Origin of the sequence: Aliirhizobium wenxiniae (genome assembly GCF_019511445.1) — a bacterium.
Lineage (GTDB): Bacteria > Pseudomonadota > Alphaproteobacteria > Rhizobiales > Rhizobiaceae > Neorhizobium > Neorhizobium wenxiniae_A.
The window spans coordinates 132945-152254 of record NZ_JAEUAN010000009.1; the positions used below are offsets into that span (position 1 = coordinate 132945).

The following is a 19310-nucleotide window of genomic DNA, read 5'->3' on the forward strand; positions in this document are numbered from 1 at the left end:
GACAACGTCAACCCGCATTTTTGGTTCGACCGCCAACGCTCCCCTGCCAAAAGGTACTTGATTGACGAATATGCAGCTGCGGCGCATTCACAAGTTTGCGAGGCGCCAAATCCGGCTTGTCCAGCCGGTCCAGAAGCAGCCTTGCGGCCCCCTCGCCGATGGCTTCCGGGAATGTGGCAACGGAGGTGAGACGTGGACGCATTGCCTCGGCATCCGCAACATCGTCGAAGCCGACCAGGGAAAAGTCACGGCCGATCGTCATGCCTAGATCGTAGAGCCCGGCGGAAAGACCAAGGGCAACGACATCATTGAAGCAGACCACAGCGCTTGACCGGCTGGTTCCGGAGACGAACAGAGGGGCCGCTTCGGCAATTGCCGCAATCTGGTTCGGGACGCGAATGATGTTTCCCGGATCCAACCCGCGCGCGTCCATTGCCTCTCGAAAACCGTCGATCCGCTCCTGATAGGCCGAATGAACCGGACCATGAAGGGCAAAGGCGATATCGCGATGCCCCAGACCGGCCAGATGGTCGACCGCCTGGCGCATCCCCAAAGCGTAGTCGACACCGGCATAATCGCAGTCATCCGAAACGCGGCGCAGGACCTGCACGAGAGGAAGTTCCCACTCAACCATCCGCTCGACCAGCGACATCTCCGTTTCTGCCGCGGGGCAGAGAATGATGCCATCGACGCCGTGCTCTCGCATGCGCGTCAGCAACATTTCCTGACGGGTGACGAGATCGCGGCTATTGACGAGAATCACCACCATTCCGGCCGCATCGAGGATCCGATCGATCCCTGCCAGCAATTCAGTGAAAAACGGATTGACGAGGTTGGGGATCACCACGCCGATCGTCAGGCTCCTGTCGGCCCTTAAGCGCGCTGCCCCCATATTGTAGACATAGCCCAACTCCTTCATCGCGGCTTCGACCTTGGTGCGGGTCTCGGTACTGACCAGCGGGCTCTTGCGGATGACGAGCGACGCAGTAGCGCGCGAGACGCCTGCATAGCGGGCGACATCAAGCAGCGTGACGCGGTTTTTCTTTCGGCTTTCGGATAAGATAGGCATGCATCGTCCTCCCGAGCCGAAGCAGTATTTTCGCCTATAGATTGATCGCTATCAATCTCCGGTCAATCCTTCGGCGAACACGAAAATCGGTTACCCTCAGTTTCCGACAGTGTATCCTATCGCTCCAGAGCGACCGTTTTGATGACCGCGAAGACGGATTTGCCAATGGCAAGCTGCAAACGCTCGACCGAGAGCGTGGTGATACGGGCAAGCACGATATCGTCACCGGCCCGGATATGGACACGCGCCATTCCCTCGCCATCTGTCTCGATTGCCGACACATGACCTTCGATTATGTTGAGCGCGCTCAGGCCTTCCGGGCGGATCGTCGCGACCATTACATCCCGTTCGGGAATATGGATACGCACGTTCTGTCGGGTGACCAGCCGGGCTGTCGGCACGGTCATGCCGGCCGCCGAAAGGCTGACCGTTGAAAGCCCGTGCGCAGGGTCTACCATCTGGACTATGCCGGATAGTACGGAACCGGCCTCTCGCCGGTCGGTGGACGGCAGGGAGAGAATTTCGGACGGCGTTCCGGTCGCTTCGACCCGGCCGTCCGTCATCATCACAACCTTGTCGGCCAGCTGCGCCACTTCCGCGACCGAATGGCTGACATAAACAATCGGCGTTGCCATCCCGTCGCGCAGCCGTTGCAGATAGGGAAGTATTTCGGCCTTGCGGGCCTCATCAAGCGCGGCAAGCGGCTCATCCATCAACAGCAGGCGCGGTGCCGAGAGCAGGGCACGGCCGATTGCCACGCGCTGCTTTTCCCCGCCGGACAGCCCGCCGGGGCGGCGATCCAGCAGCGCATCGATGCCAAGCATATCGACGATGCGGTCGAACTCGGCTGACTGTGCAATCTTCGGCGCGAACCAGCGCCCATAGGTGAGGTTTTGGCGAACCGAGAGATGCGGGAAAAGCCGGCCTTCCTGAAAGACATACCCGAAGCGCCGCTTGTGCTTCGGCACGAAGATGCGCCTTTGCGTATCGACGAGCACTTCGCCATCGACCACCAGACGCCCGTGATCGGGTCTTGCCAGTCCCGCAATGATCCGGACCATCGATGTCTTGCCGGAACCCGAACGGCCGAAGAGCGCGGTGACGCCACCTTCGGATGAAAAGCCTGCATCGAGCGAAAAGGCGCCAAGTTTCTGTTTTGCTTCGACAAGAAGGGTCATTGCGGGCTCACCCTTTTTCCGACGACATGGGCCAGCAGTTCCGAGGCGAGCAATGCGGCAAAGGAAATGGCGATCGCGACAATGGTGAGGCGCATCGCTCCGAGATCGCCGCCAGGCACCTGGGTGAAGGTGTAGATGGCAGCCGACAGCGTCTGCGTCTCGCCCGGAATGTTGGAGACGAAGGTGATCGTTGCGCCGAATTCACCCATCGCCTTGGCAAATGCGAGGATCATGCCTGCGATGATGCCGGGCAGGATCAGCGGCAGCGTGACGGTGAGGAACACCCAGGCGGGGCTTGCACCGAGCGTTCCGGCGGCTTCCTCCAGCTTGCGATCGACGCTCTCAATCGACAGGCGGATGGAGCGCACCATCAGCGGAAAGCCCATGACGCCGCAAGCAAGCGCAGCCCCTGTCCAGCGGAAGGAGAGAACGATGCCGAGATATTCGTTGAGGAAAGAGCCTATGACGCCGCGACGGCCGAAAAGCACAAGCAGGATGAAACCGGTAACGACCGGCGGCAGGATCAATGGCAGATGGACGATGCCGTTGAGGATCGACTTGCCCCAGAATTTTCCGCGCGCCAGGAGATAGGCAGTAATGATGCCGAAGGGCAGGCTGACGATCATGGCAATGCTGGAGACCCACAGACTAAGCCTGATCGCCACCCATTCCTCATCGCTCAATATCAGCCAGTCCAATGATCCACTCCGCATGAAAACGGCCTCCGCTGAAGCGGAGGCCGCGATTTCCTGTCGCTCAAGATGTTACTTCAGAACCGTAAAACCTTCCTTCTCGAAGAAGGGGGCGGCTTTGGCGGACTTCAGATATTCGAGATAGGCGTTCGCATCCGGGGCCTTGGATTCCGACAGGATGGCGATCGGATAGATGATCGGCGCATGGCTTTCTTCCGGGAAGGTGCCGACGACAGCAACACCCGGATCGGCAGCGGCATCGGTCGCGTAGACGATGCCGTAAGGCGCTTCACCGCGAGAGACGAGTGCGAGTGCGGCGCGCACGCTTTCGGCACCGGCAACGCTCTTTTCGACCGACGCCCAGGTGCCGAGCTTTTCGAGTGCAGCCTTGCCGTATTTACCGGCCGGAACGCTGTCCGGCGCGCCCATGGCAAGCTTGCCGCCATTCAGAAGGCTGGCGAGATCGAAGCCTTGGCTGATATCGACCGGCCTGGCATTTTCCTTCGGTGCGACCAGCACGATGCGGTTACCAAGCCAGTTGGATTTGGTGTCTTCCTTCACCAGCTTCTTGTCGGAGACGTATTTCATCCAGTCGAGATCAGCCGAGATGAAGATGTCTGCCGGTGCGCCGGCCTCGATCTGCTTGGCAAGCGCCGAGCTTGCGGCGTAGGAAGCTGTCACTTCCTTGCCCGCTTCAGCACTCCAGGCCTTATTGGCCGCATCGAGCGCGTTCTTCATGCTGGCGGCAGCGAAAACTGTCACTTTTTCCTGTGCGGCGGCCGGCACGACGGCTGATCCGACGACGACAAAGGCAAATGCGGCCGCTGTCACCGCCCTGTTGATCCAGCGACGATCGACAAACTTCATTGTGAGACTCCCTCGATATGCGAAATATTGATCGAAATATATCGATAGCAGTCCGTTTGGCCAGCGTTATGTTCTGCCGGATATAATGAAAATCACCGACAATCATGCTGTCAATTGCCGCATGTGGGTCTCGCGCTGCATGGCTTTCGTGGCAGAAGTCGTGAAGTTTTTTGGAGAATGCGGTCCAGTTCGGCTCCGGTCGCGCATGAAATGCGTCCAAATTCGAGATCGGCAACCGATGACATCAATGGCTACCTTACTGCTCCTTCCAGCCGTGTTGATTTTGTTGCCTTGTCGCGATAGCCGAAAGGTGGAGCCAAAGCGTGCGGAGCCACCATGTCGAAAATTGACTCTCGGAAAACAATAGTGGAACGCGTGCAAGCGATAGCTGGCAGCCTGACCTTGACCGAGCAGAAGCTGATTTCCGAACTTCTGCGGGCACCGCGTGATGTGGCGATTGGCACATCCAGCGAGTTCGCAGCTCGGATCGGCGTGCACGAAGCAACAACTTCGCGTCTCGCACGCAAGCTGGGTTTCACTTCCTATGCCGAATTCCGCGATGGACTGCGCCACGAGTTCCTGAAAGTTGCAGACCCCGCCGAGCGTATTTCCGCAACGCTGAACGATGCCCGCGCCAAAGGCTTTCTGCCGCTGCTGGTGGCGAGCGAGCTTTCTGCGCTGACGGCGATGACCGACCATATTTCCGATGCACGCATTCTCGAAGCGGCAGAAAAGCTCGATTGCCGGCGCGTGTTCATCTACGGCCATGGTAACGCCGAGGTTCTGTCCGTGCTGATGGAGCGGCGATTGCGGCGCCTTGGCATAGACAGCCATCCACTTTCCGGCAGTCCGCGCGATCTCGCCGAACAGATGTTGACGCTCTCGTCCGACGACGCCCTCCTCCTCTTTGCATTTCGCCGCCAGCCACCGGATTATCAGAGGCTGATGCAGGTGGCGGCTGAAACGAAGGCGCGCACGATCGTGGTATCCGGCACGATCGGCCCATCGCTTAGCCCAAGCCCTGACGTCCTTCTTTCCGCCCCCCGTGCCGGCATGCCGGACAGTTTTCAGACCCTCACCGTACCCATGGCGATCTGCAATGCCGTCATTCTGGCGCTGGCGGAACGCAGAGGCCCGGATGCGCTTGCTACACTCGACCGCTTGGGCGAGCTGATTGCAAAATTCGAAGGCTGACCTGCAAGAAAACTTGCACGTCATAAAACTGTAGCAAGAACACCTTACAGGACACTCCGAACCCAACAACGGAGCCACGTCCATGCGCCGCATCCTGACCGCAACCGCTGCATTTCTGATGACCACTGCCGCCTTTGCGCAAGACCTTGATACCAAATCCGCCGCCGACCTGCTGCCGCAGGCCAAGCAGGAGGGCAAGGTAACGGTTTACGCCTTCACCAGCCGTATCGGCCGCGTCGAAAAGGCTTTTGAAGCCGCTTATCCGGGCATCGATATGGTGACCTTCGACATGTCCTCCACAGAGCAGATCGCCCGCATCAAGAGCGAGGCGCAGGCCGGCTTGCCGGGTGCCGACGTGATCTACATTTCCGACGCTCCGGTCGTGCTGACCGAGCTTTTTGCCAACAAGCTGGTTGCCCCTTACGTGCCGCCGCGCGTTGCAGGCGATCTTGCAGACCAGTTCAAATCACCGCTTCTGGCCCAGCGTCTGTCCACCAAGGTACTGATGTACAACGAGGAAGCCCATCCAGACGGCTCGCCAGTCAAGAACCTCTGGGATCTGACCAAGCCGGAGTGGAAAGGCCGCGTGATCATGGTCGATCCGCTGCAGCGCGGCGATTACCTGGACCTGATGACCGAGATCGTGCTGAAATCCGACGAGATGGCAACGGCCTACGAAGCCGCCTTCGGCAAGAAGATCGAACTGACCGACGGCAATGAAAATGCCGGCCAGCAGTTCATCACCGACCTGTTTGCCAATGATCTCGTTCTGGTCGGCTCGACCGACGACGTGAACAAGGCCATCGGCGCCAAGGGTCAGGAAAAGCCGCCAATCGGCTTCACCAGCTATTCCGACCGTCGCGACAACGAGGACGAAGGCTGGGCGCTGCAGGTGGCAAACGACGTGGCACCGGCTAACGGCATCGTTTTCCCGGCTCTGCTGGCGCTCAACCCGAAACCGGCAAGCCCTGCCGCTGCACGCCTTGCCGTCGATTTCATGATGGGTGACGAGACGGAAACCGGTGGTGACGGCTTCAAGCCCTTCTACGTGGCCGGCGACTGGGCGACCCGTTCCGACATCAAGCCGCACAAGGATGCCATTCCGCTTGCCGACTTCAAGGGCTGGCAGATGGCTCCGGAAGAGACCGCAAAGATCCGGGCCGAGGTGGCGGATTTCATTCTCGCTCTGCAGTGATGGTTGGGGTTGGAGATGGGTGGTCTGTTCGTCTGTTTCCATCGTCTCCAGACACGGTGCTGAGGCGCTTGTGTCTGGATCCTCGGGTCAAGCCCGAGGATGACGGAGGTTGGGGTAAGCGTTGAGCATTTCAGCGAACGCCTCGCGACTGGTGTCATTCCTCAGGCTAAAGCGCCGACCTCACCTCGTCCTGCGCCCCAGGATGAGGGGCCCTTGAAGCCAGCACACACTTTCAAGATCGTCATCCTCGGGCTTGACCCGAGGATTCATACACAAACAGCACATTCTGGCGAGCGGCAACACTCTGCCCTCGTCATCCGGAGTACGATATGACTACCCTGCTCGGGCCGATCGGTTCAGCACTCAACAAACGCGGCCTGACACTTGCGGTGGCACTGGCGCTCGTCGTGCTGGTGGCGGCACCGCTTGCGACGATCCTTGTCCAGACGCTCTATCCATCGTCTGCCGCCTGGGGCGATGTGCTGGCGAGCCGCCTGTCGCAGAACCTGTTCTGGCGTCCGACCATCAACACGATGATCATCGGCCTCGGCGTCGCCGCCGGCTGCGTGCTGCTGGGTGGTTTTCTGGCCTGGCTGGTTGTCATGACCGACGTGCCGGGTCGTCCCGCCATTGCTTTCATGGCGACATTGCCCTTCATGATCCCGAGCTTTGCTACAGCGCTTGCCTGGGGCACGGTGTTTCGCAACGGTCGCGTCGGCGGTGGCGGCGGCCTCCTGGAAGGGTTGGGCTTTTCCGTGCCTGACTGGCTGTCCTGGGGCATGACGCCGACGATCATCGTGCTGATCGCCCATTATTATGCGCTGGCCTTCACCGTCATTGCCGCAGCATTGGCCACCGTCAACGGCGACCTCGTGGAAGCCGCGCAGATGACCGGTGCCTCGCGCAAACGTATCCTGTTCGGCATTGTATTGCCGGTCGTCACGCCTGCCATCATCGCCGGTGGCTCGCTCGCCTTTGCCGGCGCCGTTTCCAACTTTGCTGCCCCTGCACTTCTCGGCCTGCCGGTGCGCATGCAGACGCTCTCCACCCGCCTGTTCGGCATGATCGAGATCGGCCAGACCGAGCGTGGTTATGTGCTCGCCATCCTGCTGATCGGCATTTCGGCGATTTTCCTCGGCCTCGGCAACCGCATGCTTTCCGGCCGCCGCAGCTTTGCGACGATCGGCGGCAAGGGGGCAAAGCCGCGCCGCTTCGCACTCGGCGGCGCACGCCTGCCGCTGGCTCTGGCCGCATGGGCGATCTGCATTCTCACCACCATTCTGCCGATCCTGCTGCTGGTTGCGGCCAGTCTCGCCCCGTCGTCGCTCGCGCTCTTTTCCGACTGGACGTTGCATTACTGGATCGGCGATGCCGACCCGGCCTTTGCCCGTGGCCAGCCCGGCATCTTTCACAATCCGCAGCTTCTGTCGGCGCTGACGACGACGCTGATCCTTGGTGCTTCGGTGGCACTTGCCGCCAATATCGTCGGCATCCTGATTGCCGTCGCTCTTACCCGCCAGAAGGTGCCGGTGCTGAGCAACCTCGTTTCGCAGCTCAGCTTTCTGCCCATGCTTTTGCCCGGCATCGCCTTTGCGGCGGCCTATATCGCGCTTTACGGCGCGCCGATCGGCCCGCTGCCGGCGCTTTACGGCACCAAACTGCTGCTCGCCCTGGCACTGACCGCCGCCATGCTGCCCTTTGCGGTGCAGACGGGACGCGCAACGGTCTCACAGATCTCCGGCGATATAGACGAGGCCGCGAAGATGACCGGTGCCGGTTTCTTCCGCAGGCTCGGCGCCATCACGCTGCCGCTGGCGGCCCGTGGCCTCGCCGCCGGATTGCTGATCACTTTCGTCAATGTCATCGGCGATCTGGCGATCACCATCCTTCTCTACACGCCGACCTCGCCGCTTCTGGCCGTCTTATCCTATTCCTATGCATCCGATGGGTTCCATCAGTTCGCCAATGCGGTGACGCTGGTCATCCTGATCATTTCCATGCTGGCCACCGGTGCCGCCACGCTTCTGCGCGGCCGCCGTCGCCAGTCCTTTACCTGAGGCAGACCCCGTGATTTCCCTCGACAAGATCACAAAATCCTTCGGCACATCCAACGCCGTTTCCGATGTCAGCTTTTCGGTGCCGGAAGGCTCGTTTCTCGTGTTGCTTGGGCCCTCCGGCTGCGGCAAAAGCACGATGCTGCGCATGCTGGCCGGGCTCGACCAGCCGACATCGGGCAAAATGCAGTTCGGCGATACGCTGGTGGCCGATGGCATTAGGGGGCTTTCGCTGCCGCCTGCAGACCGTAATGCCGGCCTTGTTTTCCAGTCCTATGCGCTGTGGCCGCACATGACGGTGGCCGGCAATATCGAGTGGCCGTTGAAGGTAGCGAAACTATCGACGGAAGAACGGCGCGCCCGTGTGCTGGAAGCGATGGAAATGCTCAGCATCGAAAAGCTTGCCAACCGTTATCCCGGTGAAATTTCCGGCGGCCAGCAGCAGCGCGTGGCACTTGCCCGCATGATCGCGCCGCGCCCGAAGGTGATGCTGTTCGACGAGCCGCTCTCCAATCTCGATGCGACGCTGCGTGTGGAAATGCGCTTCGAACTTTTGAAAGTTCACGCCGCGACAGGTGCTACCGCCGTCTACGTGACCCACGACCAGGTCGAGGCGATGACCATGGCGACCCATGTGGCGGTGATGAACAATGGCCGGATCGAACAGTTCGACGCGCCGGACAGGCTGCTTGCTGAACCGGCCTCGGCCTTTGTGGCCGGCTTTGTCGGCACACCGGCGGCCAACCTGATCCCGATCGAAAACGGAAACTGGTTCGGCACCATGCCCAATCCGCTGCTACGGGATTACTCCGGCCACGCCATGGTTCGCGCCGAGCAGATCAAGCTTGCCGATGAGGATGGACCGCACACGTTCGAGGCGATCCTGGCCGAGGTCGTGCCGATGGCCGGCCGCTTTCTGGTGACCGGCATCGTCAACGGCATCCGGGTCACCGCCGTCTCCGATCAGGTCGCTCGCCCCTCGGGCAGATTGCGCTTCCGTTTTCCATCCGCCCCGGCCGCAATTTTTGATAAACAGGGAACACGCATTTCATGAAACGCATCCTTCTGGTCCGCCACGGCGAAAGCGAATGGAACGCCATCCGTCGGCTACAGGGACAGGCCGATATCGAACTCTCAGCCCGTGGCAGAGAACAGGCGAGCGCATTGGCCCCAATGGTGGCGAGTTTCAACCCCGGTCTGGTGATGACTTCGGACCTCAAGCGCGCGGCAAACACCGCAGCTCTTCTTGGCCATGAAGATGCGGTGCATGAGCCGCTCTTGCGCGAACAGAATGTCGGAGCATGGACGGGCATGGAAATCGCCCAGCTGATGGCCGATGCTCCGGGTGCCTATGCAGGCTGGCGCGCCGGCACGTTTGCGCCGGAGAATGGCGAGATCTGGGCTGATTTTCGCACCCGTGTCGGCAAGGCGCTCGACAGGGCAATCACCGCGGACGCTGAAACGGTATTGTTGGTCTGCCATGGCGGCGTCATTCGCGCTGCGCTCGACGGCGTGTTGGGACTGGCACCGGCGCGTATCATTCCAGTCGGCCCGGCAAGCCTGACGATCCTTGCTTTCCCGAAGGACGAGCCGCGGCTGGAAGTGTTCAACGCAACGACATTTGCGCCGGAAATCAACGCGCCGGACTGAGTAGGTCTTTCAGGATCTACGAGCGCATGAACGCGAATGAGGCGGGTTTAACATCCCGCTCCTCAATGGAGGTAAAGTCATGACCTATGGACCGGTCGTGATTGCTTCATCCTGCGTAGAAGCTCCACCATCCGGATTGGAGCCAGATAAGCCATTGTTTCAAAGATCTTTTGGGCCTCGATATCGTAGCGGAACATATTTTCTATAAATTCAGTAGAATTAGAAAGACCAGTCTTTCTGTATCTGATCACGCTGACTAGGCTTCCCCCATGCAGTTGGACATCGGTCCGATTGCCCTCGCACAGAGCCGCCAGGGGACCTGAATGACCAGATCAGTTTTTTCATCCAAGCATCATCTCGGCCGCCGCCACGCACTCGCTCTCTTGGGGTCGGTGACAGGTAGCCTCTTATTAGCCGGCATAGACATTGGCTCTGTCGCAAGCGCTGAAGCCGCCGAACAGCAGACAATAACAATCACGGACGAGCTTGGGCGCGAGGTCACCCTCAAGGCGCCTGTAAAAGCGGTCTATACCGACCTCTGGTATCAGACCGAAATTGTGCGGGCGATCGGCGCCGCGGACAAGATCGTCTCCATCGACCAGACATCCAACCCTGACAAGAACACGGCGAACAAAGACTATTTCGCCAAGTTCGCCGGCCTTCCGGATGCAGGCAACTTCAACAGCCCGAACTGGGAAACGATCGCCGCGTCCGGTGCGGAAGTCTTTTTCACCCGCCGCAACGCGCCTTGGCAGGATGCGGTCGAGAAGCTTAAACCTTTCGGCATTGAGGTCGTTGTCGTCAGCACCTGGGACCCGAAGGTCCTAAGGGCGCAATTACCGAACATCGGCAAGATCTTCGGCGCGGAGAAAGGCGCAGCCGATCTTGCGGCTCTTTACGACGATATCGAAAAGCTTCTCGCCGAGCGACTGAAAGGCGTCGAGCCGAAGACCGTATTCTTCGAAAACAACGCCGATTTTGTCACCTCGCTTCCCGGCTCCGGTTGGCACGACACGATCGTGCTCGGCGGCGGCAAGAATATTTTCGGCGACATCGCGATCGCCAATACCGGCAGCGCCTCGGTGCACACCTACACGGTCGACCCGGTCGAGATCATCAATCGCAATCCGGATGTGATCATTCACAACGGCGTCGATGGACAGGCCTCCGGTTACGCGCCCTGGGATCAGGAACTGCTCGCAGAACAGGCACATAGGGTCGTGGATCGTCCGGGCTGGAACTCGATCAAGGCGGTAGAGGACAAGAACGTCTTCGTCATCAACAATTTCTTCTTCTCCGCACTCGGCAAACAGATCGGCGCTCTGGCTGTCGCCAAGTGGTTGCACCCCGATCGCTTCGAAGACGTCGAGATCGACACCTATTTTTCCAGGTGGCTTCAGGCGCAGGGCGTCGAGACGAGGCCGGTAGCCGATTACGCCTACAAGCTCGGCGGCTAGCCTGCGCCGCATCATCGAAGCCTTTCAAAACAACACGAGAGAGACAATGAGCTCAGTGCATTCGGACCCCCTGCACCCCATTGCCCCCACCGGCTCGAAACCACAGACGGACCATTACACCAGCCAGAAACTGGCGATAACCATCGGCTTTGCGGCGGTCATCATCACCGCACTGATCGGTATCCGGATCGGCACATCGGGCGCTACGCTTCTCGATGTACTGGAGACATTCTGGTCCAAGATCGCCGGAACAACCCCGACCGATCGCGCCACGCTGCTCAAGCACAATGTCATCTGGGAGCTGCGCCTGCCGCGTGTTCTTCTGGCAATCCTCGGCGGGGCGGCGCTGGCTGTTGCGGGCGTCCTGTTCCAGGGCCTGCTGCGCAATCCACTGGTCAGCCCCTATACGCTCGGCATCGCGCCGGCTGCCGCTTTCGGCGCTTCACTTGCCATCGTTCTCTTCGGTGCGACGGCGGGAAGTGCGGCGATATCGCTGGTCATCGGCGCACTTCTCTTTTCGTTTCTCAATACGGCTTTGGTACTTTCACTTGCTTCAGCCAGACAGCTGCACGCGACGACGCTCATCCTCGTCGGCATCGCGCTCTCTCAGCTTTTCGGAGCCCTGACCGCCTGCATCCAGTATTTTGCCGAGGATGAAGTACTTGCCGCCATCGTCCGCTGGACCTGGGGCTCGGTCAACAATTCGGCCTGGTATCAGGTTCTTGCGCTCTTTGTGCTCCTAGCACTTGCCTTTCCCTATATCCGCTTCCGCAGCAGCGCCTTGAATGCCATTGCCTTCGCCGGTGATGATTCCGCCAAAAGCCTCGGCGTCGCCGTCTCGCAGGTACGGCTTCAGACGATTGCAATCGCTGCGACGCTGACTGCCGTCACGATCGCCTTTACCGGGATCATCGGCTTCGTCGGGCTGGTCGCGCCGCATATCGCGCGGCTGGTGGTAGGTGCCAACCATCGTTTTCTCATCGCGTTTTCGGCCATCATCGGCGCGCTGCTTCTCGTCATTGCCGATGCCGTCGGCAGGCTGGTCATCAATCCGGGCGTCATACCTGTCGGCATCATCGATGCCTTGGTCGGCGCACCGATCTTCCTCTACCTCATCCTCACTCGACAAAAGGCAATCGAATGACCCTCCAGATTTCCTCACTCGAAGTTGGCTATGGCAAAAGACAGGTCGTCAAAGGCGCCAACCTGACCGTCGAAAAAGGCGAACTCATCGGCCTTCTCGGCTCCAACGGCTCCGGCAAGTCGACGCTGATCAAGACCATTGCCGGGATCAACAGCCAGACGAAAGGCACGATCACCTGGAACGGCGGCACCGACCTGACGAAGCTTCCGCGCAAGGACCTTGCCAAGATCGTCGCCTATGTGCCGCAGTCCATCGGGCTTTCCTTCGGGCTCGATATTCGTGAAGCGGTTCTGCTGGGACGCACACCCTATTTCGGCACCCGCCCGCGTGACGAGGACTGGGCGCATGTCGATGCGGCCATGCAGCGGATGGGCCTTGATGAACTGGGCGACCGAGCCGTGACAGAGCTTTCCGGCGGACAGGGCCAGCGTGTGCTGATCGCCCGGGCTCTGGCCCAGGATCCAGAAATCCTGCTTCTCGACGAGCCAACCAGCGCACTTGATATCCGCTACCAGTGGCAGACGCTGGAAGTGGCACGCGACGTGACGCGCAAGAACAATGTTGCCGCAGTGATTGCCATCCACGACCTCAATCAGGCGGCGCGTTTCACCGATCGCGTGGTGTTTCTCCAGGATGGTGTGATCATCGCTGAAGGACGACCTGCCGACGTCTATTCACCGGAGCTGATCAAGCGCGTCTATGGGGTGGATGTGGAATTGTCGGTCCACAAGGGTTTCGTCCAGGTCCATCCCCTTTCCGAGCATGGTCATGCCCAGCTCGGCCTGCAAAGCGGATCATCCGGTCCCATCAGGGAGCATCGCCCGGTGACACAGCGCGAATATGCAACAGCCTGATATTCTTTTCGAGGATAACCAAGATGACGAACAAATGGGCGGGCCGCCAGAGCGAACGCGGCCAGGGACTGGTGCTTGGACTTCTGCTGGGTGGAACGGGACAGGCAAAGAAAAAGGGGCGTGATGGCCCGACCGACAACCTTCTCGACATCGACGCCTATATCGAGCAGGCGCAACAGGCCGAGCGCGGCAAGATCCACACGATCTTCCTGGCAGATGCGCTCGTCACCAGCGAGACAGCACCGAAGCCGGGGCTGGAGCCGGTCACGTTACTGAGTGCGCTGGCGGCGAAAACCTCGCGCATCGGCCTGATCGGCTCGATCTCGACCTCGTTCACCGAACCCTACAATCTCGCCCGCCAGGTGCTGTCGCTCGATCATATTTCCGGCGGGCGCGCAGGTTGGAACCTCGTTACATCCTCGGCGGGAGAGAAGAATTTCGGCAAGCCCCTTCCCGCCCATGACGACCGCTATGCCGTCGCCGAGGAATTCGCCGGCGTGGTGCAGGCGCTTTGGGAAAGCTGGGAGCCGGATGCAGTCAGCTATGACGATCGGGGGCGGCAGGTCGTCGATGCGGGCAAAGTTCATCGCATCGACTGGAACAGCCGGCACTTTTCCGTGCAGGGACCGCTCAACGTTTCCCGCAGCCCACAGGACCGGCCGATCCTGGCTCAGGCGGGGTCATCCACCGAGGGCAGGCAACTCGGCGCGCGCGTTGCCGATGTGATCTTCACCACGGGGTTGACGGAAACGGAGCCGTCGATCGATCTCTATCGCGACTTCAAGGCGCGTGCTTCCGCCTATGGCCGCTCGCCGGATTCGATCAAGATTCTGCCCGGCGTCGCACCGGTCATCGGTTCAACGGACGAAGAGGCAAAGCGTTTCTGGCAGAAGGTGATAGACGACATCGACTTCGAAGAGGGACGCAAGTCGCTTGCCGGCCAGTTCGGCGGGATCGATCTCGCCGAACTCGATCTCGATGATGAAATCCTGGTCGATGATCTGCCACAGACTGCAGATATTCAGGGACGCCGCTCACGCTTCGGCGTGTTCCGCGATCTCATCGAAAGCGGCAAGGTGCGCACCGTGCGCGACCTGATCATCTATCACTCCAGCGGCGCCGGTCACTGGTTCCCGATCGGCTCGGTGGAGAACGTCGCCGACCAGCTGCAGGATCGTTACGAGCGTGGTGCGACGGATGGCTTCAACTTCCTCGCTTTCACGCTGAAATATGAACTCGGGCTTTCCGCCGTGACGGATCACCTGATCCCGGAACTGCAGCGACGCGGCATATTCCATCACGACTATCAGCACGAGACGTTACGGCAAAACCTCGGCGTGTGAGCCGGAAGACAAGGAAGATCAGATGACACGCTACGTTATAATCGGGGCCGGCGCAGTAGGCGCAAGCCTTGCGGCCCAGTTCGAACAATCAGGCATCGACTATGCTCTCGTCGGTCGTGGTGCACAAATCGGCCATATCAGGCAACACGGGCTCAGCTACCAGCGACCATCGGGAGTGAGGCAGATCAGCCTCAACGCCTTCGATCTGTCCGAACCGCCGAAATTGACACCGGACGACATACTGCTTCTCACTGTGAAAGCGCAGGATGCGGTCAGCGCTCTGGCCCTCTGGTCATGGAGAAACGTCACCGGTTCCTCCTTGCCCGTTGCGGCGAGCCTGCCGGTTGTAACCTTCCAGAACGGCCTTGCCACCGAGGAGGCGGCGCTTCGGACATTCTCGCACGTCTACGCGGCCAGCATACTCACGCCGGCGCGTTTCACAGAAACCGGCAAGGTCGTTGTCGGTGGAGATCCCTATGTGGGCATCGTCACCGTTGGTCGTTTCCCGTCCGGGCGAGATGAAACAAGCGACCGTATCGTTCTGGATCTCAATCGTGCGGAATATCTCGCCGAGGCGAGTGCCGACATTCGCCGATGGAAATCGGCAAAGCTTCTTCACAATGTTCGTAACGCCCTCGAACTGTTCGAGGGGCCGACGGCTGTCAAGGATGAGATCGGTGGCGCTTTGGTAGATGAAGCGCGGCATGCGTTGCAGGCTGCAGGTTACAGGCTTGCATCCCCCTCCGAGCGGACCATCGATATCTCGAACTGGGGGACGGCGCAAAACAGCGGCATCCAGCCGGGCCAACAATCGACCTGGCAAAGTTTTACGCGCGGCGCGTCGAGCGAGGTCGATTTTCTCAATGGCGAGATCGTCTTGCTCGGTCGTCTTCATGGCGTGGCGACGCCCTATAACGATGCCGTCCAACGACTGGCGGGGACGCTGGCTCAAAAAGGTGGCTTCTCTGCTCCGCTTTCGCTTGACGTAATCCTCTCACTCGTCGACAACTCGGAACCAACAAGACAGACCGGTCTTGCTGCCGCAATTTAAACTGCATCACCGGTCATGGATCTCGAAACGATCAATTCGAAGCGGAACAATGAGAGAAGCCATATCAGACCAGATCCTTACCGCTGCCGGCGCGCTTTTTTATCGCGAAGGCATAAGGGCGGTGGGGATCGATCGCATCATCGAGGAAGCCAATGTTGCCAAGGCAACGCTCTATCGGCATTTCCCTTCGAAGGACCACCTTGTCGCCGCCTATCTGCAGGCACGTCACGACCGGGTCATCCGCGCCCTGCGTGAGGTGCAGGACGCGGTGATGGCGCCGCGGGACCAGATAAAGCTGATCTTCGAGCGCCTGCATGAAAAGGCCGACAGCCCGGAGTTTCGTGGCTGTGCCTTCGCGCTTGCCGTTGCCGAACATGGCGATTCGGAACGTGTGGTCACGGTCGCGAGAACCCACAAGACGATGGTGAAAGACATATTCACCGCCATCATCGCCAAAACCGGCGCTCAGCCGGATCAGGCCGCCGCGCATCTTTCGCTGCTTTATGAGGGCGCGCTCGCCACCGTCGCGGTCAACCGCGATCCGAATGCCGTCCTCGTCGCGCGCGATTGCGCGCTCGCAGTCTTCGATACCACGGCACCCGCAAATCAGCCTTCCTGAAAGCATACATACCATGACAAAGACCATCGACTACTTCTTCAGCATCGGCTCTCCCTGGGCGTTCATCGGCCTTGAGCCCTTTGCTGCCCTGGCAAAAGAGTACGGAGCGACGATCCGCCCGCATGTCATCCCACTGATCGAGGACAATGGCGGCATCTATTCGCGCAACCGGCCGGAAGCGCGCCGCGCCTACTGGACGAAAGACCTGAAGCGCTGGGCGGCACTGCGCGGCAAGCTGCTCAGTTTCGACAATCGCGCTGCCCTGTCCGATCCTGCGCCTGCCGGTTCCATGGTCGTTGCCGCAAGTGAGGCGGGCGAAGACTGGTTTAAACTGACGCTGGCGCTGCAGGAGGCTTTCTGGGGCCGCGGGGAAGATATCGGCAATGCCGATATTCGACAGGCTATCGCGAATTCCGCAGGTTTAGATGGCGCGGCTCTGGACGAAAAAGGCCAGAGCGATGCGGTTAAGGCTGTCCGTCAGGCCAGCTACGAAACCGCCAAGGCGGCTGGCGTCTTCGGACTGCCGACCTTCCTCTATGACGGCGAACTCTATTGGGGGCAGGACAGCCTGCCGTTCCTGGAGCGCCATCTCAAGGGCGAGAAACTGGTCGCCTGACCTCATCCGGAGAGGGCGGTGTTTCTCTGACATGCTGCCTCTCCAAACATATTTCCGGAGTTGTTCATGTCTCTTTCCCTGCCGGGCCCGCTCGTCTCCACGGATTGGCTTGCCGCCCATCTCGACCACCCCGATCTCGTCATCCTTGACGGATCCTTCAAACTGCCGGGTGTAACGCCGATTGCCGCCGATGATTTCAAGGCGCGCCACATCGAGAATGCCCGGTTCTTCGATATCGACGCGATCGCCGATCACGATACCGAGCTTCCCCACATGCTGCCGTCCGCCGAAGCTTTCGAGGCCCATGCGGCAGACCTCGGGTTATCGAACAGCAGCGTGGTCGTGGTCTATGACACACCCGGTTTGATGTCGGCAGGTCGCGTCTGGTGGACGCTGCGGACCTTCGGTCACGACAAAGTTGCAGTTCTCGACGGCGGGCTGCGCAAATGGCTGGCGGAAGGCCGACCGGTCACGGATGCGATCCCCCATTTCGCAAAGGGAAGCTTTCGCGCGACCTTCAATGCGACGGCCGTGCGTTCGAAAGCCGACGTGCTCGCTAATCTGAAAAGCAGTGCCGAACAGGTGATCGATGCCCGTTCCGCCGCCCGCTTCACGGCGGAAGAGAAGGAGGCGCGTCCGGGCCTTCGCTCCGGCCACATCCCCGGAAGTTTCAACCTGCCGTTCAATGCGCTGACCGATCCGGAAACCGGCGAACTTCGCGACACCGCAACGATCCGCGACGCCTTCGAAAAGGCAGGGCTTGATCTGTCCGCCCCGGTTATTGCCAGCTGCGGTTCGGGAGTGACTGCCGGCGCACTGGCATTCGGTCTGCATCTCATCGGCAAGGGCGATGTCGCCATCTATGACGGCGCGTGGACGGAATGGGGGCAGCCGGGAGATACTCCCGTCGATACGGGTCCGGCATCTCGCGAGGGTGCGAAATGAGCGCCCTTCCCACCTCGCTTTCCGAGACGCTGAGCCACCGCTTTGCCGATCGTTTTTCCGTGTCGCAGGCCTTGCGCGAACAGCATGGGCGCGGTGAATCCCACCATACGCCGGCGATCCCGGATGCGGTCATCTTTGCCGAAACCACCGAGGAAGTGGCCGAAATCGTCCGCCTGTGTGCCGCGGAAGCCGTACCTGTCATCGCCTTCGGTGCCGGTACCTCGCTCGAAGGGCACCTGACGGCGGTGCGCGGCGGTGTTTCGATCGACCTTTCGCGCATGGCGAATATTGCCCGCATCAGCGCCGAGGATCTCGATTGCACCGTTGAGGCGGGCGTGACCCGCGAACAATTGAATACGCATCTGCGCGACCTCGGCCTTTTCTTCCCCATCGATCCGGGTGCCAATGCCTCGATCGGCGGCATGGCTTCCACCCGCGCATCGGGCACCAATGCCGTGCGCTACGGAACCATGCGTGAAAACGTGTTGGGACTGACGGTTGTCCTGCCGAATGGAAACATCATCCGCACCGGCGGCCGGGCACGCAAATCCTCGGCAGGTTATGATCTGACGCGGCTTTTCGTCGGCTCGGAAGGTACGCTCGGCATCATCACCGAAGTGACGCTGCGACTTTACGGCATTCCGGAAACGATCTCGGCTGCGCTCTGCTCGTTCGAAAGCGTCGAGCAGGCGGTTGCTGCGGCCATTCAGGTCGTCCAGCTTGGCATTCCGGTCGCCCGTATGGAGCTGATGGACCGGGGCCTGATAAAGGCCGTCAACGCCTATTCCAGCCTGTCGTTGAAGATCGAGGATACGCTCGCCTTCGAATTCCACGGCTCGCCAGCCGGTGTGCAGGAACAGGTGGAGATGGTTGCCGCCATCGTGGATGAGAATGGCGGTCGTGATTTCGAATGGGCCAACGCTCCCGAAGACCGGAACCGCCTGTGGAAGGCACGCCACAACGCCTTCTATGCCGTCGTTTCTCAGCGTGAAAATGCCAAGGGCTGGTCGTCGGACGTGTGCGTGCCCGTTTCGCAATTGAGCGGCTGCATCCTGAAGACGCGCGAACTGCTTGCAGGTTGCAGCGTTCCCGCCGCTATTCTCGGCCATGTCGGCGACGGCAATTATCATGTCGTCTTCGCTGTCGATCCAGCCAATCAGGCCGAACTCGACGAGGTGGCGGCCATCAATTCCAAGATGGTGGAACATGCCATTTCGGTCGGAGGAACATCGACCGGCGAGCATGGTGTCGGTACCGGCAAGATCAAATATCTGCGGGCAGAACATGGCGATGCGGTGGACCTCATGGCCGTGATCAAGGATGCGATCGATCCGGCCGGGATCATGAACCCCGGCAAGGTCTTGCCGAGTTAGCTCGGTGCA

The 19310-nt window shown here is 60.3% G+C and carries 18 protein-coding genes; 14 read left to right on the plus strand and 4 right to left on the minus strand.

Going from position 1 to position 19310, the window contains the following annotated elements; genetic code table 11:
* Window positions 1–7 precede the first annotated feature (7 nt).
* The 4 genes from JNB91_RS13135 to modA form a co-directional block, all read right to left on the minus strand.
* On the minus strand, window positions 8–1063 hold the full coding sequence (locus JNB91_RS13135) for a LacI family DNA-binding transcriptional regulator (RefSeq protein ID WP_220326059.1): 1056 nt from the start codon (window positions 1061–1063) through the stop codon (window positions 8–10).
* Window positions 1064–1185: 122 nt separating this feature from the next.
* The gene (modC, locus tag JNB91_RS13140) at window positions 1186–2247 is read right to left on the minus strand and encodes a molybdenum ABC transporter ATP-binding protein (RefSeq protein WP_220325965.1); all 1062 of its coding nucleotides are present in this window, start codon (window positions 2245–2247) and stop codon (window positions 1186–1188) included.
* Complete coding sequence (gene modB / locus JNB91_RS13145; RefSeq protein WP_220325966.1) at window positions 2244–2960, minus strand: molybdate ABC transporter permease subunit; 717 nt, start codon at window positions 2958–2960, stop codon at window positions 2244–2246. Before modB ends, modC begins: the two co-directional genes overlap by 4 nt.
* Before the next feature lie 51 nt (window positions 2961–3011).
* Window positions 3012–3806 carry a molybdate ABC transporter substrate-binding protein gene (gene modA / locus JNB91_RS13150; protein ID WP_220325967.1) on the minus strand — a complete coding sequence of 265 codons (795 nt, stop codon included), beginning with the start codon at window positions 3804–3806 and terminating at the stop codon, window positions 3012–3014.
* Window positions 3807–4172: 366 nt separating this feature from the next.
* Here modA and JNB91_RS13155 point away from each other — a divergent pair, with 366 nt between their 5' ends.
* The 14 genes from JNB91_RS13155 to JNB91_RS13220 all read left to right on the plus strand — a co-directional run bounded on the left by JNB91_RS13155 (window position 4173) and on the right by JNB91_RS13220 (window position 19301).
* Window positions 4173–5000: a MurR/RpiR family transcriptional regulator gene (locus JNB91_RS13155; RefSeq protein ID WP_346269321.1), complete on the plus strand. Its 828-nt coding sequence runs from the start codon at window positions 4173–4175 to the stop codon at window positions 4998–5000.
* An 82-nt stretch (window positions 5001–5082) separates the two neighbouring features.
* Complete coding sequence (locus JNB91_RS13160) at window positions 5083–6195, plus strand: ABC transporter substrate-binding protein (protein WP_220325969.1); 1113 nt, start codon at window positions 5083–5085, stop codon at window positions 6193–6195.
* Between the two features lie 329 nt (window positions 6196–6524).
* Complete coding sequence (locus JNB91_RS13165; RefSeq protein ID WP_220325970.1) at window positions 6525–8252, plus strand: ABC transporter permease; 1728 nt, start codon at window positions 6525–6527, stop codon at window positions 8250–8252.
* 10 nt (window positions 8253–8262) lie between these two features.
* The gene (locus JNB91_RS13170) at window positions 8263–9303 is read left to right on the plus strand and encodes an ABC transporter ATP-binding protein (RefSeq protein ID WP_220325971.1); all 1041 of its coding nucleotides are present in this window, start codon (window positions 8263–8265) and stop codon (window positions 9301–9303) included.
* Window positions 9300–9899, plus strand: coding sequence for a histidine phosphatase family protein (locus tag JNB91_RS13175; protein ID WP_220325972.1), 600 nt, complete (start codon window positions 9300–9302; stop codon window positions 9897–9899). The genes JNB91_RS13170 and JNB91_RS13175 overlap by 4 nt, the downstream gene beginning before the upstream one ends.
* Before the next feature lie 323 nt (window positions 9900–10222).
* Window positions 10223–11356, plus strand: a complete 1134-nt coding sequence (locus tag JNB91_RS13180) for an ABC transporter substrate-binding protein (RefSeq protein WP_220325973.1) — start codon at window positions 10223–10225, stop codon at window positions 11354–11356.
* 46 nt (window positions 11357–11402) lie between these two features.
* Window positions 11403–12500 carry a FecCD family ABC transporter permease gene (locus JNB91_RS13185; RefSeq protein ID WP_220325974.1) on the plus strand — a complete coding sequence of 366 codons (1098 nt, stop codon included), beginning with the start codon at window positions 11403–11405 and terminating at the stop codon, window positions 12498–12500.
* On the plus strand, window positions 12497–13354 hold the full coding sequence (locus JNB91_RS13190) for an ABC transporter ATP-binding protein (RefSeq protein WP_223218166.1): 858 nt from the start codon (window positions 12497–12499) through the stop codon (window positions 13352–13354). The genes JNB91_RS13185 and JNB91_RS13190 overlap by 4 nt, the downstream gene beginning before the upstream one ends.
* Before the next feature lie 23 nt (window positions 13355–13377).
* The gene (locus tag JNB91_RS13195; RefSeq protein ID WP_220325975.1) at window positions 13378–14697 is read left to right on the plus strand and encodes an NtaA/DmoA family FMN-dependent monooxygenase; all 1320 of its coding nucleotides are present in this window, start codon (window positions 13378–13380) and stop codon (window positions 14695–14697) included.
* 22 nt (window positions 14698–14719) lie between these two features.
* Window positions 14720–15748, plus strand: a complete 1029-nt coding sequence (locus JNB91_RS13200; RefSeq protein ID WP_220325976.1) for a ketopantoate reductase family protein — start codon at window positions 14720–14722, stop codon at window positions 15746–15748.
* Between the two features lie 49 nt (window positions 15749–15797).
* The gene (locus tag JNB91_RS13205) at window positions 15798–16367 is read left to right on the plus strand and encodes a TetR/AcrR family transcriptional regulator (protein WP_220325977.1); all 570 of its coding nucleotides are present in this window, start codon (window positions 15798–15800) and stop codon (window positions 16365–16367) included.
* A gap of 13 nt (window positions 16368–16380) precedes the next feature.
* Entirely contained in the window at window positions 16381–16983 is a 603-nt protein-coding gene (locus JNB91_RS13210) for a 2-hydroxychromene-2-carboxylate isomerase (protein WP_220325978.1), read from the plus strand.
* Between the two features lie 66 nt (window positions 16984–17049).
* On the plus strand, window positions 17050–17928 hold the full coding sequence (sseA, locus tag JNB91_RS13215; RefSeq protein WP_220325979.1) for a 3-mercaptopyruvate sulfurtransferase: 879 nt from the start codon (window positions 17050–17052) through the stop codon (window positions 17926–17928).
* Window positions 17925–19301 carry an FAD-binding oxidoreductase gene (locus JNB91_RS13220; protein ID WP_220325980.1) on the plus strand — a complete coding sequence of 459 codons (1377 nt, stop codon included), beginning with the start codon at window positions 17925–17927 and terminating at the stop codon, window positions 19299–19301. Before sseA ends, JNB91_RS13220 begins: the two co-directional genes overlap by 4 nt.
* Window positions 19302–19310 lie beyond the last annotated feature (9 nt).